Origin of the sequence: Rhodohalobacter mucosus (assembly GCF_003150675.1) — a bacterium.
GTDB classification, from domain to species: Bacteria; Bacteroidota; Rhodothermia; order Balneolales; family Balneolaceae; genus Rhodohalobacter; species Rhodohalobacter mucosus.
The window spans coordinates 243,849-264,683 of the sequence record NZ_QGGB01000009.1 but is presented as its reverse complement, the minus strand read 5'-3'; the positions used below and the strand labels follow the sequence as shown (position 1 = coordinate 264,683).

18 protein-coding genes are annotated in these 20,835 nt (G+C 47.6%); 4 read left to right on the top strand and 14 right to left on the bottom strand.

Translation table 11 applies throughout. The features are described from left to right. Window positions 1-66: 66 nt before the first annotated feature. The 4 genes from DDZ15_RS13975 to DDZ15_RS13960 all read left to right on the top strand — a co-directional run bounded on the left by DDZ15_RS13975 (window position 67) and on the right by DDZ15_RS13960 (window position 4,150). Window positions 67-639, top strand: coding sequence for a 3-isopropylmalate dehydratase (locus DDZ15_RS13975; RefSeq protein WP_109647715.1), 573 nt, complete (start codon window positions 67-69; stop codon window positions 637-639). Between the two features lie 76 nt (window positions 640-715). After that, window positions 716-1,810: a 3-isopropylmalate dehydrogenase gene (gene leuB, locus DDZ15_RS13970; RefSeq protein WP_109647791.1), complete on the top strand. Its 1,095-nt coding sequence runs from the start codon at window positions 716-718 to the stop codon at window positions 1,808-1,810. Between the two features lie 372 nt (window positions 1,811-2,182). Next, complete coding sequence (locus DDZ15_RS13965; protein ID WP_109647714.1) at window positions 2,183-2,599, top strand: OsmC family protein; 417 nt, start codon at window positions 2,183-2,185, stop codon at window positions 2,597-2,599. A 249-nt stretch (window positions 2,600-2,848) separates the two neighbouring features. Continuing rightward, the gene (locus DDZ15_RS13960; protein WP_109647713.1) at window positions 2,849-4,150 is read left to right on the top strand and encodes an amidohydrolase family protein; all 1,302 of its coding nucleotides are present in this window, start codon (window positions 2,849-2,851) and stop codon (window positions 4,148-4,150) included. A 432-nt stretch (window positions 4,151-4,582) separates the two neighbouring features. Here DDZ15_RS13960 and DDZ15_RS13955 read toward each other — a convergent pair whose 3' ends face one another. The 14 genes from DDZ15_RS13955 to DDZ15_RS13890 all read right to left on the bottom strand — a co-directional run bounded on the left by DDZ15_RS13955 (window position 4,583) and on the right by DDZ15_RS13890 (window position 20,671). Then, window positions 4,583-6,466, bottom strand: coding sequence for a glycoside hydrolase family 13 protein (locus tag DDZ15_RS13955; RefSeq protein WP_109647712.1), 1,884 nt, complete (start codon window positions 6,464-6,466; stop codon window positions 4,583-4,585). Between the two features lie 67 nt (window positions 6,467-6,533). Continuing rightward, the gene (locus tag DDZ15_RS13950; protein ID WP_109647790.1) at window positions 6,534-8,564 is read right to left on the bottom strand and encodes a S9 family peptidase; all 2,031 of its coding nucleotides are present in this window, start codon (window positions 8,562-8,564) and stop codon (window positions 6,534-6,536) included. 222 nt (window positions 8,565-8,786) lie between these two features. Next, a complete protein-coding gene (gene gap / locus DDZ15_RS13945) occupies window positions 8,787-9,785 on the bottom strand; it encodes a type I glyceraldehyde-3-phosphate dehydrogenase (RefSeq protein WP_109647711.1) in 999 nt (332 codons plus the stop codon). A 222-nt stretch (window positions 9,786-10,007) separates the two neighbouring features. Then, entirely contained in the window at window positions 10,008-10,706 is a 699-nt protein-coding gene (locus tag DDZ15_RS13940; RefSeq protein ID WP_109647710.1) for an ankyrin repeat domain-containing protein, read from the bottom strand. Between the two features lie 139 nt (window positions 10,707-10,845). Beyond that, window positions 10,846-11,784 (bottom strand): methionyl-tRNA formyltransferase, encoded by a 939-nt coding sequence (fmt, locus tag DDZ15_RS13935; RefSeq protein WP_242979050.1) that lies wholly within the window; start codon window positions 11,782-11,784, stop codon window positions 10,846-10,848. Then, window positions 11,781-12,365: a peptide deformylase gene (gene def / locus DDZ15_RS13930; protein WP_109647709.1), complete on the bottom strand. Its 585-nt coding sequence runs from the start codon at window positions 12,363-12,365 to the stop codon at window positions 11,781-11,783. Before def ends, fmt begins: the two co-directional genes overlap by 4 nt. A 2-nt stretch (window positions 12,366-12,367) precedes the next feature. After that, window positions 12,368-12,799 carry a Holliday junction resolvase RuvX gene (ruvX, locus tag DDZ15_RS13925; protein ID WP_109647708.1) on the bottom strand — a complete coding sequence of 144 codons (432 nt, stop codon included), beginning with the start codon at window positions 12,797-12,799 and terminating at the stop codon, window positions 12,368-12,370. Continuing rightward, entirely contained in the window at window positions 12,800-13,123 is a 324-nt protein-coding gene (locus tag DDZ15_RS13920; protein WP_109647707.1) for an HU family DNA-binding protein, read from the bottom strand. 173 nt (window positions 13,124-13,296) lie between these two features. Then, the gene (locus tag DDZ15_RS13915; RefSeq protein ID WP_109647706.1) at window positions 13,297-15,540 is read right to left on the bottom strand and encodes a RelA/SpoT family protein; all 2,244 of its coding nucleotides are present in this window, start codon (window positions 15,538-15,540) and stop codon (window positions 13,297-13,299) included. 282 nt (window positions 15,541-15,822) lie between these two features. Beyond that, window positions 15,823-16,317 (bottom strand): cupin domain-containing protein, encoded by a 495-nt coding sequence (locus DDZ15_RS13910; protein ID WP_109647705.1) that lies wholly within the window; start codon window positions 16,315-16,317, stop codon window positions 15,823-15,825. Between the two features lie 46 nt (window positions 16,318-16,363). Continuing rightward, window positions 16,364-17,614, bottom strand: a complete 1,251-nt coding sequence (locus DDZ15_RS13905; RefSeq protein ID WP_109647704.1) for a GAF domain-containing sensor histidine kinase — start codon at window positions 17,612-17,614, stop codon at window positions 16,364-16,366. Continuing rightward, complete coding sequence (locus tag DDZ15_RS13900; RefSeq protein WP_242979048.1) at window positions 17,614-17,982, bottom strand: response regulator; 369 nt, start codon at window positions 17,980-17,982, stop codon at window positions 17,614-17,616. Before DDZ15_RS13900 ends, DDZ15_RS13905 begins: the two co-directional genes overlap by 1 nt. A 22-nt stretch (window positions 17,983-18,004) precedes the next feature. Next, window positions 18,005-20,191, bottom strand: a complete 2,187-nt coding sequence (locus DDZ15_RS13895; protein WP_109647703.1) for a PAS domain-containing sensor histidine kinase — start codon at window positions 20,189-20,191, stop codon at window positions 18,005-18,007. Between the two features lie 132 nt (window positions 20,192-20,323). Continuing rightward, on the bottom strand, window positions 20,324-20,671 hold the full coding sequence (locus DDZ15_RS13890) for a response regulator (protein ID WP_146198600.1): 348 nt from the start codon (window positions 20,669-20,671) through the stop codon (window positions 20,324-20,326). Window positions 20,672-20,835 lie beyond the last annotated feature (164 nt).

The following is a 20,835-nucleotide window of genomic DNA, read 5'->3' as shown; positions in this document are numbered from 1 at the left end:
ATGCTGGAGAAATTTCCACTCAGGCGGGGACTTTTTGAAACCAACTTTAAAAAACGATAAAACACCATGACAACCAAATCAGCGCACATTGCAGGAAAAGCATTTGTACTCGGTAAAAACGTCGATACCGACCAGATAATACCGGCTGCCCATCTGGTCTACAGCCTCACCGACCCCGAAGAGCGTAAACTGTATGGAAAGTATGCACTGTCCGGAGTACCATCCTCCGAATCAGGTTTACCCAATGGCAACATACCTTTCATAAACGGGGATGCATGTGAAAGTGAATACAGCATAATCGTGGCAAGCGACAACTTCGGATGTGGCTCCTCGCGTGAACATGCTCCGGCCTGTCTCGAAATTGCAGGCATTAAAGCCATCATATCACCCTCATATGCCCGGATATTTTATCGTAATTCAGTTGATGGAGGGTTTCTCACTCCATACGAAAGCGTTGGGGATCTGAGTGAAGCTGTACAAACCGGCGATGAACTTGAAATTGACCCCGCAATTCCTGCTCTTGTCAATCATACGCAGAATACATCTCATCGATTGAAACCCTTGGGAAGTGTGGCGGATATTGTAAACGCGGGGGGTATTTTCGCATATGCCAGGGAAACGGGAATGGTCCCGAAATAAGCCTTTTCATAACGTTAGCCTATCCTGTTGATTAGGCAGTTAAAATCTTAATTCAACATCATAAACCCATAGCATGATCAAAAAAACCATTATTACCCTTCCTGGCGACGGGATCGGTCCTGAAGTAACTGACGTAGCCGTGAATGTTTTGAAAGCTGCCTGCCTCCCCTTCGATGTTGAAATTGAAACCATCGAAAGAAATTTCGGCGGATCCGGTTACGACATTGACGGTGTGCCCGTAACAAAAGAAACGCTTGAGCTGTGTAAAAAACATAAATCCGTACTTCTGGGTGCAGTAGGTGGTCCGAAATGGGAAAATCTGAGCTCTGAATTGCGGCCCGAAGCGGCATTATTGGCTCTACGCAGAGAATTGGGGGTTTATGCAAACCTTCGCCCGATACGTGTACATTCTGCACTCGCAGGTGCATCCGCCCTCAAGGAAGAGATTATATCGGGTACGGATATCCTCATCGTTCGTGAACTTACAGGTGGCATCTATTTTGGCGAACCCAGGTTTACCGTTGAAGAGAACGGCGACACGTTTTCTGTCGATACAATGAAATATTCACGTAACGAAGTGCGGCGAATCGCCCGGAAAGCCTTTGAAGCTGCTATGTTGCGCAGCAAAAAAGTCTGTTCCGTAGATAAAGCCAATGTACTTGAAAGCTCCAGATTATGGCGAAATTCCGTTGAAGAAATCGGGGCTGAGTTTCCTGAAGTGGAACTGACTCATATGCTTGTTGATAACTGTGCCATGCAGCTCATCAGAAATCCAAAGCAGTTCGATGTGATTTTAACGGGCAACCTCTTTGGTGACATCATCAGTGACGAGGCTGCAATGCTCACCGGATCTATCGGTATGCTGCCCTCAGCCAGCCTTGGCAATGGCAACGGTTTGTACGAACCCGTGCATGGATCAGCTCCCGATATTGCAGGCACGGGAGCAGCAAATCCGCTTGCAGCCGTGGCATCAGCGGCCCTCCTTTGCCGGTATTCACTTCAGCTGAAAGAGGCTTCCGAGGATATAGAAAGAGCTGTTCAGGCTGTGCTTAATCAGGGATACCGTACGGAAGATATTTTTCGCGGCAGATCCGGCACAAAGCTTGTAGGCACTCATGAAATGGGCGATAAACTGATCCGCAATTTAAAGGCTCACACATATGCAGACTAAGGCTATGTATGCCGCTACTGAAAACAGGTCCGACTTGCAGGTATTTATCGATTAATCAATCAAGTGGCCATACTCTTTCCCTGCGCCGGTCATGCCATCTTGCCCCTGAGTTTCACCATTGCGCTTTTGTAAGCCATTTTACCCAAATAACAGAGCAGTCTGGCCAGATACAGAGAGTTTACCCACTTTGTAAGAAAATCCATTCAGAACACATCTTTTTGAAAAGTGCACTAAGGACCGTACGCAGGACAAATTGTTACAACCGGATTCCCGGAATGCCGGTTCTCCGTCCCCGGAACTCTTTCACATTCTGTCTGAAAAATCGGTATTTTCTGCGCTTACATTGAAAAACCTATCTCATCTCAGATCTTCATGAAGATTACAATTCAGCGACTAAACAACGATGTTCATATGGAAGCCGTCAACGAAGACGGAGTTTCAGTCAATATGGACGGTACGCCGGATATCGGGGGTAAAAACCTGGGGTTTCGTCCAATGCAGATGCTTCTTGCAGCAGCGGGGGGCTGTTCCACTATCGACATTATCGGTATCCTGAAAAAACAGCGCCAGGAACTGGACGATATAAGAGTTGAAATTACCGGTGAACGGATATCGCTGGGAGACTACACAGAGTTTAAAACGATTCACCTTCACTATATCCTCACCGGCAAACTGGATAAGAAAAAAGTAGAACGGGCAATTGATTTGTCTCTGAACAAATATTGCTCGGTAACGAAAACACTCGAAAAAACAGCAACGGTTACCTCCAGCTTTGAGATCGAGGACTAAAAAAGAGGAGGTAAGAGTTCCTTCTTGCCCGGTTGAGTTCGCCGGCCCGGGCGATCAGGGTTACTGTTGCTGACATAGTTTCTGCTGCATAAACCGGATTGCGGTTTTAACGGGATTAGAAAAAATTGAATCCCAATAAATTTCATCTGCCATTTACGAAATATTTATATTTCCCGCACCGGACCTTGATCAGTAAAAACCGGCCCGAAATCAAATTAAACAGTTCATTTAATGGCATAAACCATACATATGAAAGATCCTGTATACAGATCATTACTTGTTCTGACAACACTCTTTGTTACCCTCTTTTTTCTGTCGTGTACAAATCCGGAGGCAGAGGGGCTGACCGTCTATACCGGTGCAACCGTATGGACCGGTACCGGAGAAGAACCTCTTCAGAATGCAGCCGTGGAAGTGCGTGACGGCAAAATTGTGGAGGTCTACAGCCTCGACGAAAAAAAACCGCCCCGGGGGGCAGCGGTTGTTTTGGCCGATGAAAAATATATCATCCCGGGCCTGATAAATGCTCATGGACATCTTGCCGTTGCCAGAGACGCAGTGGATACGGGCCCTTCTGCAGCCAGTACAGACAATGTTCTTTATCAGCTCCGTCTTTATGCACGGTATGGAATCACCTATGTAGTGAGCCTTGGCGATGAGCCGATACACGCCTTTCTTGTTCGTGACACGGTAACACCGGAAGAAGGAAAAATGGCTCGTTTTAAACTTGCAGGCACTGTCCTTGATCCTTCAACACCCGAAGATGTCGAAAGCCAGCTTGAAAAACTGGTGCAGCTAAATCCCGATTGGGTAAAAATACGGGTGGATGACGAACTTGGCACGGCAGAGAAGATGTCACCCGAAACCTACCGAACCGTGATAGAATCTGCGCATGAACTGGATCTTCCCGTTGCAGTTCATATCGTTACCCTCGAAGATGCCAAAAATGTGGTGGAAGCGGGTGCTGACCTCGTTGCCCACAGTGTACGAAATGCCCCCGTCGACAACGAGCTGATCGATCTGATGCTGGAAAACAATGTCTGCATCACCCCAACACTCACCCGTGAAGTTTCTACGTATATCTACGCAGAAAGGCCTCCCTTTTTTGACGATCCTTTTTTCCTGAAAGAGGTGCCGGAATGGGTTGTGGAGCGGCTCCAGGTGGCTGAGGTTCAGGACTTTTTCAAAGGACCCGAAGCCGATTTTTTCCGGGATGCCCTGCCCCTCGCCGAGCGCAATATGATGGCCCTTCACGATGCAGGTGTCAAAATAGCGATGGGTACCGACAGCGGCCCTCCGGCACGCTTCCAGGGTTATTTTGAGCACATGGAAATGGAGATGATGGAGGCCGCAGGCATGAGCCCTGAAGAGGTGCTAACCTCCGCCACGCGATATGCTGCACAGTGCACCGGCATAATCGAAGAGGCTGGAACATTGGAACCCGGAAAATCTGCCGACTTTCTGATCCTCGAACAAAACCCGCTCGAATCGATCCGCAATCTGCGATCAATAGAAGAGGTATATGTTGGCGGAATAAAGGTAGAGATGTAGCGCCTGACAAGAGCGCCGATTTATATTTAAGCTGACTGCCCGTTATTTAAGTGATATTCCAAAAAGTCCCCTCTCGAGAGGGGACTTTTAGTCGTTTCCCTTTTCCAAACCCTGCACCCTGCTACGGGGAATAAATTCACCGCTCGTGTATATCGTCCTCCGGACTTTTTTGATCGGAACAATTTAAGCTATCAAGCGAATGATCTCTGATCAATCTTGTACCCTGATAAAAGGCAAATAATCAACCGACCGGGTACTTCATCTTTAAAAATCAAACACATAAATACTTTTCCAACTGTTGCCTGCACCCTGCTGCGTGTAGTGCGCAGTCCCGAGACTTCGGGGCACCCTGTACCCCCTGGTCTCCGAAGCTTTCCTGATCTACAAAGCTTCAGCGTAGTAGATAGCGTAGTAGACTGCCCCCAGAAAACCCTACTCCAGCTCAATAACCATGGCCTGCATCGGGCCAACCTCGAGCGTGGGCCCGAGATCGAACGTGTGCTGAGAGATAATGTCGGTTCCGGTGGCATAACCGCCGGCTCTTTCGTCAAAGCGGTTCATATCGAGCGTCTGCGGCTCATCCTCTGCATTCAGAACCACCATTACGGTTTTCTCATCGTTATGCCTGAAATAGACATAGAGATTGTTTTGGGGCATAAAATGAGTCAGCTCTCCGTTATGCAACACCTCATTATCCTGCCGCCAGACTGCAAGGCGCTGCACGAAACGATGAGCTTCCGCCGCGGGGAAACCGGACACTTCGGCCAGTCTCTCGCGCCCTGATTCTGTAAATGCATTAACGGGGTCCTCCTGCCACCCGCCGGGAAAATCCTTTCTCTTCAGGCCATCCGGCCCGCCGCCGGTCAGCAGTACTTCATCTCCGTAGTAAAGCTGCGGAATACCCCGGGTTGTCAGAATAAACGTCATGGCCAGCCTGAATTTGTTGTAGTCTTCTCCCATCACGGTGAAGATCCGGTCAAGGTCATGATTCCCGGGAAAAATCACGTTCTTGCCTGCATCCGGAAACAGAAAATCCTGGCTTAGTGTGAAATAGAGCTGCGAAATACCGGTGTCCCAGCCGGGTTCTTCATTCAATCCCCGTGCAATGGAGTTATAGAGCGGAAAGTCGGTTACACTTGGCAAGTGGCTCTCGTACCCGTCTTTGCTGGGAAATCCGGTCTGCCAATACGCAGTTGTGGGTGTATTGGGCATCCATGCCTCACCTACAATATTGAAATCGGGGAATTCTTCCATCACCCGCTCAGCCCAGTCTGCCATGTACTCTTTGTAGGGGTAAGGGTGCGTGTCCATACGAATACCATCGATTCCTGAATATTCTATCCACCACAGCGTGTTCTGAATGAGATAGTTCGCCAGCAGTTCGTTCCGCTGATCCAGGTCGGGCATATCGGTAACAAACCACCCCTTCACGGTCGACTCGAAGTCATACTCCGACGCATAGGGATCCATGACGGTGGATGTCCTGAAATTGGTGGTTCCCACTTCCGACAGGTCATGGATCCAGTCATCCGTAGGCGGATCTTTTACAAACCAATGCTCGGTTCCCACGTGGTTGTGAATCATGTCCATGATCACTTTCATACCCATTTCATGGGCTTTGTCAATCAGCTCCAGGTACTTTTCGTTGGTTCCGTACCTGCGGTCCACCCTGTAGAGATCCGTTGCCGCATATCCGTGGTAGGCGCCATATTCGGGAGGCATGTCATTTTCCAGTATCGGCGTAAACCACACAGCCGTCATACCCAGATCGCGTATATACTCGAGGTTATCAATCACACCCTGAATGTCGCCGCCGTGCCGCGCATTGGGATTGGCCCGGTTTACCCCCTCCAGCATGCCGGGGATAACGTCGTTCGACGGGTCGCCGTTGGCAAATCGGTCGGGCATCAGCAGATAGATAACATCGGATGAATCAAAACCCTGATTGCGGTTGGTTTCCGTACTTCTCTCTCTTAGCTCATAGGAAATTTCTGTGCTGTTTCTGCCGCGCTCAAATCTAAACTGCAGCTCACCCGGTTCAGCTTCCTCTGCAATTCGAACGGTCACAAACATATAGTTTGGGTTTTCAACCAGTGTTACCCTCTCCAGGGACACACCCGCATAGTCGTCCATTGAGAACTGTGCCGACTGTATGTCTTCACCGTAAATTAATATCTGAACCTCAGGGTGCTGAAAACCGGTCCACCAGTTTCCGGGCTCCACCCGATCTATCTGAATTGGCTGCGCTGCAGCGGATGATACAAATAGAAGTATCGCAAAAAGTGTTACTGCTGATTTAATTCTATTTCTGAACATGGTTTTAATGTGTCGTTAAACAGGATATTGCGGGCCACTGATTGAAACCCGATGTTGAATATCTAGATTAATTGTATTTCTCAAACCAGGCAAGAACGTGATCTACCTTTGTGATCAACTGACTTGGCCTGTTGGCGATAAAGTGAGGGGCTCCCGGCACCTCTACATATGCGGTCTCCACTCTCCTCAGCTTCAGCGCGCTGTAAAGCTGCTTTGCTTCAAAAGTGGGTGTTCTCAAATCATCTGTTCCCACCATGACCAGCGTGGGGGTTTCCACGTTTCCAACAAGTGAAATGGGAGAAAACGACCAGTAGGTTTCAAAATTTTCCCATGGCTGACCCGGATAGCGGTAGTCTGCGTAGGCGTAGTAATTATCCGCTGCAAGGGTTTTACTGATCCAGTTCATGACCGGCTTCACAACGGCAGCCGCCCTGAAACGGTTGTTCTTGCCGATAATCCATGCCGTCATAATTCCGCCTGCGCTTCCTCCCGTTACAAACAACCGGTTCTCATCGGCTATTCCGCGCTCGATCAATAGGTCCACGCCGTCCATAATATCGTGGTAATCATCGCCCGGGTAGTCATGATAGAGCAGATTCCCAAACTCCTCTCCATAGCCGGTACTGCCGCGCATGTTCGGATAAAAGACGACATACCCCGCAGAAGCATAAAGCTGTACTTCCGGTGAAAACCGGTCACCGTAGTTGCTGATCGGTCCGCCGTGAATCTCCACGAGCAGGGGATACGTTTGACCGGGATCGTAATCAGGTGGTGTTACAATCCATCCGTGTAGATCGATACCGTCCACAGATGAAGTGTACCACACCTCTTCCACATTTCCGAGCGTTCGGTTACTGAACAGCTCCCCGTTCAGATCGGTGATTTTATCTGCTTCCCTGCTCCCTCTTCGGGTAACAGCCAGTTCCGCGGGGTAGTAGGGTGTGGTTTGATTCATGGCAATCACCCCGTTGGCCGATACTGAAAAGGATCCGCCTCCGTAAGGGCGGCCAACCGCTGTGCCGCCAACATTCTCCGCCACTACTTCCGTACTGCCCGAGAGATCCGTATAGCCGATTTTGGTATTCCCAAGGTCATCATACTGAAAATAGATCCCCTCTCCATCCGCACCCCAGACGATATTCGAGAGTGACCTGTCCAGTCCGGTTTCAAGCTTCCGCAGGTCCGTCCCGTCGCTGTTCATCAGGTAGAGTTCTGTGACCTGGTAGGTTTGAACCCTGTCTTCATAGCCAAGCCAGGCAATGGTGGTTCCGTCAGGCGAAACGGCAGGGCTGTGGCTTGGTCCGAATTGGTCTGTGAGACGGGTAATATCACCCGACTCCAGTGCAACCGAATAGATATCGGAATCCCTGAAATTGTACTCCCAGTCCTCATCCCTGTTTGCGGAGAAGATGAGGCTGCCACTGTCGGGCGTCCATACGGGGCGGCCTGAATGGTGATAATCGCCCGATGTTACCCGGCGTACATGCCCGCCGTCAACGCTGATCACAAACAAGTGCGAATAGCCGGGTTCCAGGTAACCGGTGCCATCCTGTTCATAGTTGAGTCTTGTTGTTACCCTGGGTGCTTCCGCCCATTCAGCACCCTCGGGTTTGTCCGGGGGCGTTACAAGAACCGGGTTTGGTTCGGGCACATGCTTGCTGAATGCAATCTTGCTTCCGTCAGGAGACCACGACAGGCCCGAAGGCGATCTGTCGAGCTGAGAAATACGTGTTGTAACACCCGAATCCACCCAGTGAATGAAAATTTCTGAATCGTGCGTATCATCCCCGCTGATAAACGCAATCTTTGAACCGTCGGGCGACCAGACCGCGCCGGATTCCGACTCGCTTCGGGTTGTGAGTTTGCGATGCTGCGTACCCACCCTGCTGATGATCCACAGGGATGAGGTGCGTCTGTCTTTCATGATGTCCATGCCCCGGCGCACATATACAATGTGTTCACCGTCGGGCGATACCTGCGGATCCTGCACCCACTGCAGGTCAAATACATCCATTCGTGAAAAAGGCTGCTCCTGCGCATCAGCTGCTGCAGGAAGAAAAAGAAGTAGTATCAGAAGAGGAGTTGCATATCGAATCATGGTAACCGCGAAATCATGAGGTTGGAAATAAAACAGAAGGTAAATAATCAACTATGCGGCTTAATTGCCAATGAATTTTTGCAACGGAGGCTGGCCTGTATTCGGAGATTCTGTTTGGATAAAAAAAAGCCCGGCTCGGTAAATAGTTACCGGCCGGGCCATTCTATATGCCTGAAAAATTAATGATGCCGGTAATCAGTTGCTGCCGGCATTCAATCTGATTTAAACGATACGCGTAATCAGTTCTGCCGTACGTGCGGAATATCCGGCTTCGTTGTCGTACCAACCGATCACTTTAACCAGATTTCCATCAACCTTTACAGTTCCGCTGTCAAAGATGCAGGAGTGAGGATTACCGATAATATCGGTCGATACCAGTTCTTCCTCGCTGTACTCCAGGATGCCTTTCAATGGGCCATTTGCCGCTTCTTTGAATTTGGACAGAACTTCATCCGCTGTTGTCTCTTTTTCTACCTGAACGGTAAAATCGGTAAGTGAACCGGTTGCTACCGGTACACGAACGGCGCCACCGTCCAGTTTGCCATCCAGGTGCGGAAGCACAAGGCCAACCGCAGCTGCAGCTCCCGTCGTGGTAGGCACAATATTCACCGCAGCTGCACGTGCACGCCGCAGGTCTTTATGCGGCCCGTCAACCAGAGCCTGATCGCCGGTGTAGGCGTGAATTGTAGTCATAAATCCTTTTTCCACACCAAATGCCTCATCAATTACTTTCACCATTGGCGCCAGGCAGTTGGTTGTACAGCTGGCATTGGAGTAAATGGACTTGCTCTTGTCAATTTCTTCATCGTTCACTCCAAGCACAATCGTTTGAACGTTGCCTTTACCGGGAGCGGAAATAATGACCTTTTTGGCTCCGGCATCAATGTGCTTTTGACAGGATTTGTCATCACGGAATATTCCGGTTGCTTCCACAATCACCTCTGCACCTCGTTCACCCCACTTCAGATCGGACGGATCACGCTCTGCAGAAACACCTATTTTCGTACCATTGATAACAAGATTACTTCCATCGGCATACACTTCGCCATCAAATTTACCCTGCACGGAGTCGTATTTAAAAAGATGTGCCAAAGTTTTTGCATCTGTGAGGTCATTAATACCCACTACCTCAATGTGATCACTCTGGTCTTTCAGAATCGAACGCATTACCAGCCGGCCGATTCGCCCAAAGCCGTTAATACCTACTTTAATTTTAGCCATGTTTTATTGCTCCTTTTCAAATTCAAATTATCTGCATTCCTGCAGTTTTACATTCATATTAAAATAACGGTTTACAAGCACTCTATCCATTTTTCAGGGAATGTTTCGGCCCCAAAATCCATGCACTTACACTGTAAGCGCTTTTTTCATTTCAGCTTTGGTTGTTGAGAGGCTATTATCGATCGGACCTTCTATTTTCCGGGTGTTCAAACCCGAAATGTGTCAGTCATCGAGTTCCATATCGTCCGGGATTTCGTCTTCAGAATCGTCCGCAATAATCTCATCCAGTTCCGAGACGTCTGAATCCTCGTCCTCCTCATCTTCGGCTGCTGCAGGCGGTGGCGTGGTTTTTTTAACCTGAGCCTTCGCTCCTGCGCGTCGCAGCTGCATGGCAATATCTGCATTGTCATTATCGATTGCGATATTCAGCGCAGAATCCCCGTTTTTATCGCGAAGCCTCACATTCGCGCCGGAATCAAGAAGCAATTTCACAACGGCAGAATGCCCTTCGCGGGCAGCAAGCATCAATCCCGTTTGTCCCCAGCGCTGTTGTGCATTAACGTCCGCACCCGCATCAATCAGAAGCTGGACGGCTTCCTGGTTCCCTTCTCTCGCAGCGACTATCAGCGCAAGATCACCGATGGGTGTTCCTTTATCGAGAAGATATTCCATCATCTCGGTATTACCGCTCTCTGCTGCCCGGTTCAGCGCTGTTCCGCCCATTTTGGTCTGGATTGCGGGATCAGCGCCATGCTCTATAAGAAACTTCACAGCATTCATGTGTCCGTGTTCAGCCGCATAAATCAGGGCTGAAGCTCCGTTTTTATGGGTTTCGTTGATGTCAGCTCCGCTTTCAAGGAGTTCCGTCATCGTTTTAATATCTCCGGCTTTTGCAGCCTTTAGTAATGGGGGAAGATCCATAATATCAGGTTTTTAATATGAAAAATTTTTTAATCGAGACACCCTGAATTTTCTGAACGGTATATCTCAAAATAATATCATTTAGTCAACTCTCTGTTCTAGGTGTACAAAGAAATTTGAGACGACTGACAATAATCTGTCAGGAGAGTTTTTTATCCAGCCCGTAGCCGTTGACAAACTCAGTGCCCGTCATTTTTTTTGTTCCGGGAAGCTGAACGACCAACAGCTCCAGGACTCCGTCACCGCAACCGGCAAAAAGCCTTGAATCATGCGCCGCGAGCTCGCCCGGACTCAATTTCAGGCTTTCTGGCACTTCGCTTCCGGCCGGCCTTGAAAGGTATATGTTCATTTTTTGATCGCCGTATTTGCACCACGCAACAGGGAAGGGATTTAAACCTCTTATGAAATTGTGAATATCCGTGCTTTTTTCTGAAAAATCGATACGTGTGTTTTCGCTGAACAGCTTTGGGGCGGGTGTTGCAGCTGAATGGTTTTGCTTCACCGGTTTTGCTGTATCGTCAGCAATTTCCTGTACGGTTTCGAGCAGCAGTTCTGCTCCAAGATGTTTTAAGCGGTTATAGACCTCACCTGTGGTTTCATCCGGGCCGATGTCTGTTTTCGCCTGACCGATGATCTCGCCCGTATCCACTTTTTCATCAAGAAAGAATACGGTGCACCCCGTCTCCTGCTCACCCTGCATAATTGCGTGATGGATGGGTGCGGCGCCCCTGTATTTGGGTAGCAGGGAAGCATGCAGGTTAACTGAACCCAGCCTGGGTACGGCCAGAATATGTGCAGGTAAAATCCTGAATGCTACCACAACCAGCAGATCGGGTGCCAGCTCCCGAAGTCTTGTTTCAAACGTATCACTTTTGACGTCTTCTACATCGATTACCGGCAAGCCCAGCTCGAGGGCTCTTTTTTTTACATCGGTTGGTTCCGGCCTGCTGCGTCTGCCCCTGCGCTTATCGGGGTTACTTGCAACTGCCAATATGCGGTGGTGAGAATGATAGAGTGCATCCAGAGAAGGAACCGCAAAATCAGGCGATCCCATAAAAACAATTCCCAGTGACTTCATACCGTCTGGCCGGCCTTTTCAGGAAGCTTGGGCACGACCGGATAATCGACCTCCATCTGGCCTGAATCAATTTTCTTTAGCATTGACCGGTGAAGACGTTTGCGGAAAGCACTCAGATAATCTATAAATAATGTACCCTCAAGGTGATCAAATTCGTGCTGAATTACCCGCGAAACCCATCCTTCCGCCGTTAATTTTTTTGAATTGAACTCCCTGTCAAGATACGATACGGTAACGATGTCGGGACGTACGATCTCATCTCGAAGGTCCGGTATGCTGAGGCAGCCTTCTTCCATTTTCACTTTATCTCCCGACAGACTTTCAATTTTTGGATTTATCATGGCAATAGGGCCAAGATCCTCCTCTTCATCCAGCTCGGAGGTTATCGCATCTGCATCCATAACAAAAAGACGAATCGATCTGCCAATTTGCGGAGCCGCCAACCCAACGCCATTTGAATTGTACATGGTTTCAAACATGTCGGAAATGAGCTGCTGAAGCTCTTCGCTATTCTCTTTAACGGGTGCTGATGCTTGCCGGAGCACCGGGTCATCGTATGTAACTATAGGTAAAACAGACATGATTACATTTCAGGATGTGATTCCAGGAACTGCTGTAAAATAAGGGCTGCTGCGGCCTGATCCAACCTTCCTTTTTTGTGGCGTTTACTTTTAGGTACCCCCGCGTCTCTCATCAGCTCCATTGCCTGTTTTGAACTGAATCTTTCGTCCATTTTAAATACAGGAATGGATGTATACGTTTTTTCCAGATGGCGTATGTAATCATAAGCCATTTCAGTGGCATTTGTGTATTCTCCCTGCGGGGTGAGCGGCCAGCCAACTACTATGCCGATAACGGGTCCTTCCCTATTTATCTGTCTCTCTATCTCTTTAAATGAGTCCTCGGGGGAGAAGGTTCCAACCGGATTGGCGGTTGTTCTGAGCAAATCTGTCCTTGCAATGCCAACCCGTTTACTCCCTACATCCACACCGAGGATTCTTCCATACTTTGCCAACTATTTCCCTTTCTTAACCTCACTAAGAGGAATTTTCAGGAATTTTTTAAGCCGTTTACTCGGCTTGAAGTGCGTTTTTCTATGAGCAGGTACGTAAATCACTTCGTTGGTTTTTGGATTTCTGGCCTTAGGCTTCGCTTTTGTCTCCTTCACTTCAAAGACTCCGAAGTCACGGAGTTCGATTCGGCAGGTAGGATCGGCTGCAAGCATTTTAGACCTTAGAGCATCAATTACTGAATCAACCCATGGCTCGGCCTGATTCAGGGGCACGTCCATCTTGTCGGCCACGGTTCGCACGATATCACGTTTTGTGTATGTTACCATCGTTATTGTTTTTTCTATTAATATTGCGTTAGTCACTCCATTGCACACACTTCTGTGTACGTCCTATATCAACCAATTATTAATAAATGATTTGACTATAGATATAGGTGGTTCATTCATTTTTTATAGGTGTTTACACCTAAGCGTAAAGACAGGGCTGAGCAAATACGGTATTATTCGTAGCGAATCACGTTTTTGATTCCTTCCACTTTCTCCAGTCTTCTGATAATCTTCTCCAAATGTTTCAGGTCATCCACATAGATCGTCAGAATACCTTCAAACATCCCGCCTTCACTACTAACGTTAATACTTTTCATGTTGGTTTTCAATGACTTGGCAAGAATTTCCGTCAAGTCGTTCACCAAGCCTACCCTGTCTTCCCCGATTACTTTTACAGCTCCAAGAAACTGTGTATCGATATTCCTGGCCCACGTAACGTCAATAATCCGCTCACTGTCCGTTCGTATCAGGTGATGGGCATTTTTACAGTTCGACCGGTGCACTTTCACGTCACCGTTTCTGCTGATAAATCCAACCACGTCGTCTCCGGGAATCGGGTTGCAACAATTTGCGTAGGAGTACTTAACCCCGGTCAGTTCGCCGTCAACAAGCAGTGCTTTGCCGTCGCCTATCGACCGTGCCGATGTAATATAATTTTCCTGTATATCCTCTTCATTGAGCTCTTCAGCCTCCGTTCTTTCTTTCTCAATCCGGCCCTTGCTCTTGAGCTCTTTCACAATTTTAAACAGTTCCTGCACATCAAATGCGCCATTGCCGATTTCATAAAACAGCTCCTGCGCATTTTCAAACTTAAACTTCTTGGCTACTTTGGTAATTTCCTGATCGGTGGCCTCAATCTTGCCCTTTGCTGCGCGTTTTTCCCATAATTCGCGCCCTTCATCCGCAATTTTTCGTTCTTTCTGTTTTATGAACTGGCGCAGCCTTGCCTTCGCCTTGTGGGTCACCACATCTTCTATCCAGTCTGCATTGAGGTTGATTTTATTTCCTGTAATGATTTCAACCTGATCACCCACTTTCAGTTTTTGGCGAAGGGGTACCATTTTACCGTTTACCTTTGCAGCAACGGCGCGTTCACCAATCTCGCTGTGTATTTCGAATGCAAAGTCAATGCAGGAAGCACCCTTGGGCAGGGTTTTCAGTTCCCCGTCGGGGGTAAACACATAGATCTCGTCCTGATAGAGGTTCAGCTGAAAATCTTTTACAAACTCTGTGGCGGCTTCGGGTCGCGGATTATCAAGCACATCCCGTACCCAATGAACGAACTTATCGAGCTCTGAACTGCCTCCTCCCCCTCCTTCCTTGTATTTCCAGTGGGCGGCCACACCCTGCTCCGCAATATCATCCATCTTACGGGTTCGGATCTGCACCTCAACTTTTCGACCCTGCTTGGTAATAACCGTAGTATGAAGCGATTGGTAACCGTTTGCCTTTGGAACCGAAATAAAATCCCGGAATCGCTGCGGAATGGGGGTATACCAGTCGGTAATAATGGAATAGACACGCCAGCAATCTTCTTTTGTATGCGGCTCTTCAAGGATAATGCGGATAGCAAACAGATCATAAATCTCTTCGAATGGCTTCTGCTGCATCTGCATTTTCCGGTAGATCGAGTAGATATGCTTGGGCCTTCCCTTGATTTCAAATGAAAAATTCTGACCCTTCAGAACATTTTCAACCGGCTCCATAAACTTTTCAATAAAATGCTCCCTGGCTTCCTTCTTATCGCGCAGCTTTCGTACAATAAATTTAAATGAGTTCGGATCGATAACCTTGAAGCAGAGGTCTTCAAATTCATTTTTAATTTTAAACAACCCGAACCTGTGTGCCAGGGGTGCATAAAGCTCCATGGTTTCTGTAGCCTTTTTAAGCTGCTTCTGCCTTGGCAAATGGCTGATGGTCCTCATGTTGTGAAGCCTGTCGGCAAACTTGATCAATACCACGCGAATATCCTCCGCCATAGAGAGGATCAGCTTCATGAATGTCTCCGCCTGTTCCGTATTCCGGCTTTCAAACACACCGGTAATCTTTGTAACACCGTCGATCAGGTGCCGGACCGTAGGGTTGAACAACTCCTCGACCATTTCGAGGGTAACGGATGTATCTTCAACCGTGTCGTGAAGCAGGGAGGCAACTACCGATTCGTCATCAATATTGAAGTCATCAGCCATTATTTTGGCTACTTCCACCGGATGCTGGTAGTAGGGTTCTCCGGAAGCACGAGTTACTCCCTCATGCGACTTGCAGCAAAGCTTGAAGGCGAGGGTAACAAGTGCGTCGTCCGTTTCTCCCAATTGATCATGGCATATCTTAAGCAGCTCGGCAAGCTCCAGCTGCTGAGTTCTGTCGAGCTCATACTGCTCAATTTGTTCGCGGATATCCGTATCCACTTTTGCCATATACGGTTACAGATTTATGATCATTAATACTATTGTAACTTCACTTTCCCGCCTGAAGTTCACATGGGTGCTATACAAAGAAAGGCAGTCTGACATCCGACCACCTTTCTTTGTATTAATATGCATTTTTTATAACAAAAAAACCTGCCTCGCAAGGAACTGCGCTCTGCAAGCGGGTTGCCGGCAATACGGCCTATGGACGCTGCCTGAGTTGTATTAACGTAAACGGTACCCTCAAAAGTACCCTGAAGCAGCAGTTTGCGCGTTGTTACCGGCTGCCATCTACCTGCCAAAGTCGTCTTCAAGCCGCACGATATCCTCTTCATCCGAGGGTTCGCCCGGTTTGGTGTGCTGCCAGATCTCGGCAAGTACAGCCCAGTTATCAAGACCGACCAGCCTGTGGCGTTCACCCTCATTCAGGCTGATGCTGTCTCCCTCTACAAGTACCCTGACCGGACCCTGCTCATCCGTATCACTCACAATAACTCCAACCGTACCGTGGATCACACGCCAGATTTCTGAACGGCGGTGATGATACTGCCAGGAGAGTCTTCTCTCCGGGGCCACCATCAGCAATTTGGGGCTCAGTTTTGAGAATTTCTGGAAATCGGCAACCTTTAGCGAGGGAAAGAATGTCCGGATAAACCGGGAAGCCTGTTCTTCTTTTACCACATAAAAACCGCCCCATGGCCGCGACCGGTCCGACGATTCAATGCTGAGCTGCTTTTCAGCCAGCAGCTTTTCTGCTTTTCTGAAAATATCTTCTTTCTGGTCCAATTCCGGTTGATGGATAAAGGTTAAAAGTATGTACCCACAACGCAGTTTACGCTATGGCAACCGGGATCGTTACCGTAAATACGGTGCCTTTTCCCGGCCAGCTTTTAACCTCAATATTTCCGGCATGAAGATCAACAAAATATTTTATGATCGACAAACCCAGCCCTGTACCTTTCTCACCTGATGTACCACTTCGCGACAACTTGCTGCTTTCATCAAAAAGTGCGGATGCTTTCTCGGCTTCCATTCCGATGCCGTTATCCTCAACATCCAGTTTCAGTACATGTCCGCCGTCTTGTTTCCGTTGCAGTGCCAGAGATGCATTTACGTGTCCGCCCTCGCGTGTAAACTTCAGTGCGTTGGAAATCAAATTGCCCAATATCTGCTCAAACTTATTCTTATCTACAAAAACCGCTGCCTCGATGTCGTTTTGAACCGACAGGCCAATTCCCTTTGCTTTCGAAAACGGCTTGTAGAGCTTCTCAATATTATCCACGGTCTCACTAATATCAGTGGCTTCTTTTTGAAGCTGAAACCCGTTTGTCTCGATCAGAGAGTAGTTCATGATTTCGTCCACCATCTGATTCAACTGAATTGCACTCTGCTCAAGAATGGAAACCATTTCCCGATGATCCTCGTCATCAATTTCATCGGCAAGTATGCTGCTCATACCTATGACCCCATTAATAGGAGAACGCATATCATGGCTGAGCATCTGCATCAGAGTTACCTTGTGCTCATTGAGCTTAATGAGTTCATCATTTCTTCTGTGCAGGTCGAGTCGTGCCATCACCTGGCTTGCAATGGTAAACAGCTGTCTGATTTGCTGCTCACTCATGCTTCGGGGTTTTGTGTCGAGCACGCACAGTGCGCCAATTCCGTTGCCCCTATTATCTTTAAGCGGTACCCCCAGATAATATCGCAGGTTAGGATAACCATTAACGTAAGAGAGCCGGTTAAAGCGTGAATCTGCGCTGAGATCCTGAACTTCTAAATAGTCCGGTTCATAGATGGTATACCGGCAAATCGACTCATTCCTTGGCAGCTCCCGTCCTGCATTTTCATCCCGGCCGTATACCGACTTGGTCCACTGCCGGTGTTCATCAATCAAATTAACCATGGCAGCCGGGGCATCACAGAATTCTGCGGCAAGCCGCGTCAGATCATCAAATTCCTTCTCCTGGCCTGTATCAAGCACATCATACGACTGCAGAGACTCCAGCCGCTCTTTTTCCCTGACGGGATCAATCGGGAGATCCTGAGAGTGTGTGGATGATATGTTAGCCAGTATATTCACTATGATGCAATGTTTATATTCTCCTTATCGAGCGCTTTCTTCAATTCATTAAATGTAATTGGTTTTACAAGGTAACTCAGATAGTCCGTTTGATCGGCAAGGCTGCGGTGATAGTCGTCAGAATTGCCTGTAATGTAGATTACGGGCACATTTTCCCTTTCCTGAATTTTTTTCACCACATCAATTCCGGAGATACCGGCACCCAAAAAAATATCAACCAGCATCAGATCCGGCTTAAAATCCACCATGGTTTCAAGTGCTTTTTCGCCTGTATGTGCTTTACGGATATATGTATATCCAAGCTTTTTCAGCATGATTTCAAGGCTCAGAGCCAGTATCATATCGTCTTCAATAATCAAAACACGCATTCCAATACCTGATGTTTTATGATTAACCTATTAATTCGTTAGCGCTGAGTACCGAGCTGCTCGATCCCCTTACATTCATTTTTGAGAACGAAACTGAAATCCTGGTTTCATCTTCTGCCGACACGTCCATTATCCCGTTGATCTGCGACAGGAAGATCCTGATGAGCGTCTTGTGAAATGTATCATCTGTATCTTCAGGCCGTAATTCTTCTGTTTGTATTCCCTTGCCTTTGATTGATAGATGCACCTTGCCTTTTTCTTCCCTGAGTGCCACACTGATTTTATCAATGCCGGATCGATCCATAAATATCACGTTCATCAGCTCATTGACAGCCATGCCAAAGGGAACTGCCTGATTCAGGTTTAGCATAACAGGGCCAATATCCGTTTTAAAGGTAACTTCCGTACCATTTTGTATACTCTTCTGAGGCAGAGCAGAAAGCACAGATTCCAGGTATTCGTCGAAACGGATCTGCACAACATCCTCTTTTTCGTACAGACTTTCATGAATCTTGGCAATAGAAAAGATGCGGCTTCTCACCTCATTCAGTTTGTATTGCATCTGGGAATTTTCCTCTTCCATTATCTGGAGGTCCAGCAGCCCCGATATGATGGCAAGGTTGTTTTTCACCCGATGATGTACTTCCTGAAGTAAAATATCCTTCTCTTTGAGCGATTTTTGAATGCGGGATTCCAGCTCCTTCTGCTCGGTTACATCCACATAGATACCGAATGCACCTACAACACTGCCGGCTTCGTAGATCGGAACCGTATTTATAATTGTATTCAGGGCTTTTTTCTCTTTTGTATACCGGATAGCCTCTTTTTTCATAACCGTACCCGCAAATACAGCCGTATTAAAAACCCGGTTTGCTTCGCGTTCCTCTTTATGTACAATCAATTCGTCAAGGTTCTCGCCGATGATTTCAAGCTTGCTATACCCGAACAGGTTTGCAAAACTCTCATTTACTTTTGCCACACGCATGTCTGGCTTAAGCATTACCATTCCCAGGGGAGAGGTTTCAAAAAGCTGGGACAGTAGCTCGTAGTTCTTGTCTTTTTCCTTTTCTGTTTCTATCAGATCCGTTATATCGGTCCCGGTTCCCACCAGGTATTTTTTCCCTTTGCTTTCGAAAGTATTTCCAAAAAAGTGATAGTGCTGTCCGTCTGCTTTTTTTGATATCACCTCCGTTATCACATGGCCGGTTCCCGTTTCAAATGCTTCAGCCAGAACAGCCGAAACCCTGTTGCGTTCATGCCGGGGAATTATTTCAAATACGGAGATTCCCTCCAGACAATCATTGTCGTAGCCCAGTTCATCAAAAAACGGGTTATTCCATTGCACCAGCCGATAATCGTCATCGATAACAAAGAAAGCATTCGGAATGCTGTTTATAGCCGCTTTTGTAAATCTGCGTTCATCCTTCAGGTTCTGAATGCTCTCTTTTTCCATACTTTTATCCCTGAAAGTATTCATGGTTCTCAAATCACCATTCTTGTTCCTGAACAGCAGGGAACAAACTTCCACGGTTACGATGGATCCGTTTTTATGGATGTACTCTTTTTCACCCTCGTAGCTCGATTTCTCCTCTCTCTCCTTATACATCTCTTTGTTCAGAGGCGAGTTTACATCCACTATAAGGCTTCGGCCCCCATCCAGCAGCTCTTCACGGGAGTATCCAAGCATCTTACATGCAGCCGGGTTTACGTCGATGATGCGGCCTTCGGGTGTTCCCAGAATAATGCCGGCGAGAGAATTGTTAAATTGCTGGCTGTATACTTCCGACGATTCCCGAAAATTGCGCAACGACTCCATACTTTTACTGATATCTTCAAAAAATATCAGCGCCTGACCGGCATTGCCTGTACTTGTTATGAAAAGCTTGTACCATATGCTATCCATATAATCACCGGCGGGGATGGATAGCTCGAAGTGATCTTTTTCACCGTCAATAACGCTACGCAAACCAAACAGAACCTTCAGTGCATAGTCATTCCCATCTTCAATCCGCTGGCGGCACTTCTCAAAATAGTTTCCTCCACCCACCGTTTCTCCAAACCAGTAGGCAGAGCCAGAATGGTCGTTCCATTTTTTGTTTGAAAGCACAACATGTCCATGGCTATCCAGTACCGCAGCCGCGCCGGGCATGGCATTGATAAGCTGAACATCAGATACCGATCGATTTTTATCTGGCTTCACATCTAACATTTTATAATCGTTTACGAACCCGTTAGCGCACAATCTCGTCACTTATACTTTTCGGCAACAGACGTAAAAATCTTAATTTATTTCCTGTTAAGATGCGTACAAAGCAAGCTTTATAAACCTAGGTGTTTATGTCTAACTGATGAAAGCGGGAAGATATTTATTTCCGGCAGCCACTTCCCGGATAGAGCCCACCAATTCCTTTCTGGAAGGGTCGTATGTCAGGTATCCGTCGGCTCCCTGTTCGATCAGCGGCCGCACAAGCTCTGCAGTTGTATAGATATGCATGGCAATAATTCCCGCCCTTGGAAATAACTCTCTGACCCCTGTGATTGTGGTTCGGGCCGTATCCCTGGAACTCATTAAATCGACAATGCAAATATCCGTTTCAAGGTCATTATCTCTCTTTTTCATCTCTTCAGCGTCCTGAATTTCAACCGATGCATGATCTCCCATTGCGTCGGTTATCGTACGTTTCAGCACAGCTGCTCTGGGTGATTTCTGACTTATTATGGTGATATGGAGTTCGTTGCCCGGGGCCATACTTCAAGCTACTGCAGGGCAGAGAATTACTCTATAGGGCAAAGAGCCTAAATTCACCGGAATAGCTTAAGTGTTTCTACCTACATAGTTTTTTATGAATGCAG

Excerpts from the sequence above, each read along its gene's own strand:
- DDZ15_RS13975 (WP_109647715.1), top strand. The coding sequence starts at position 67 with ATGACAACCAAATCAGCGCACATTGCAGGAAAAGCATTTGTACTCGGT.
- DDZ15_RS13965 (WP_109647714.1), top strand. The coding sequence starts at position 2,183 with ATGAAGATTACAATTCAGCGACTAAACAACGATGTTCATATGGAAGCC.
- DDZ15_RS13960 (WP_109647713.1), top strand. The coding sequence starts at position 2,849 with ATGAAAGATCCTGTATACAGATCATTACTTGTTCTGACAACACTCTTT.
- DDZ15_RS13955 (WP_109647712.1), bottom strand. The coding sequence starts at position 6,466 with ATGTTCAGAAATAGAATTAAATCAGCAGTAACACTTTTTGCGATACTT.
- DDZ15_RS13950 (WP_109647790.1), bottom strand. The coding sequence starts at position 8,564 with ATGATTCGATATGCAACTCCTCTTCTGATACTACTTCTTTTTCTTCCT.
- gap (WP_109647711.1), bottom strand. The coding sequence starts at position 9,785 with ATGGCTAAAATTAAAGTAGGTATTAACGGCTTTGGGCGAATCGGCCGG.
- DDZ15_RS13940 (WP_109647710.1), bottom strand. The coding sequence starts at position 10,706 with ATGGATCTTCCCCCATTACTAAAGGCTGCAAAAGCCGGAGATATTAAA.
- fmt (WP_242979050.1), bottom strand. The coding sequence starts at position 11,784 with ATGAAGTCACTGGGAATTGTTTTTATGGGATCGCCTGATTTTGCGGTT.
- def (WP_109647709.1), bottom strand. The coding sequence starts at position 12,365 with ATGTCTGTTTTACCTATAGTTACATACGATGACCCGGTGCTCCGGCAA.
- DDZ15_RS13920 (WP_109647707.1), bottom strand. The coding sequence starts at position 13,123 with ATGGTAACATACACAAAACGTGATATCGTGCGAACCGTGGCCGACAAG.
- DDZ15_RS13915 (WP_109647706.1), bottom strand. The coding sequence starts at position 15,540 with ATGGCAAAAGTGGATACGGATATCCGCGAACAAATTGAGCAGTATGAG.
- DDZ15_RS13900 (WP_242979048.1), bottom strand. The coding sequence starts at position 17,982 with ATGCGTGTTTTGATTATTGAAGACGATATGATACTGGCTCTGAGCCTT.
- DDZ15_RS13895 (WP_109647703.1), bottom strand. The coding sequence starts at position 20,191 with ATGTTAGATGTGAAGCCAGATAAAAATCGATCGGTATCTGATGTTCAG.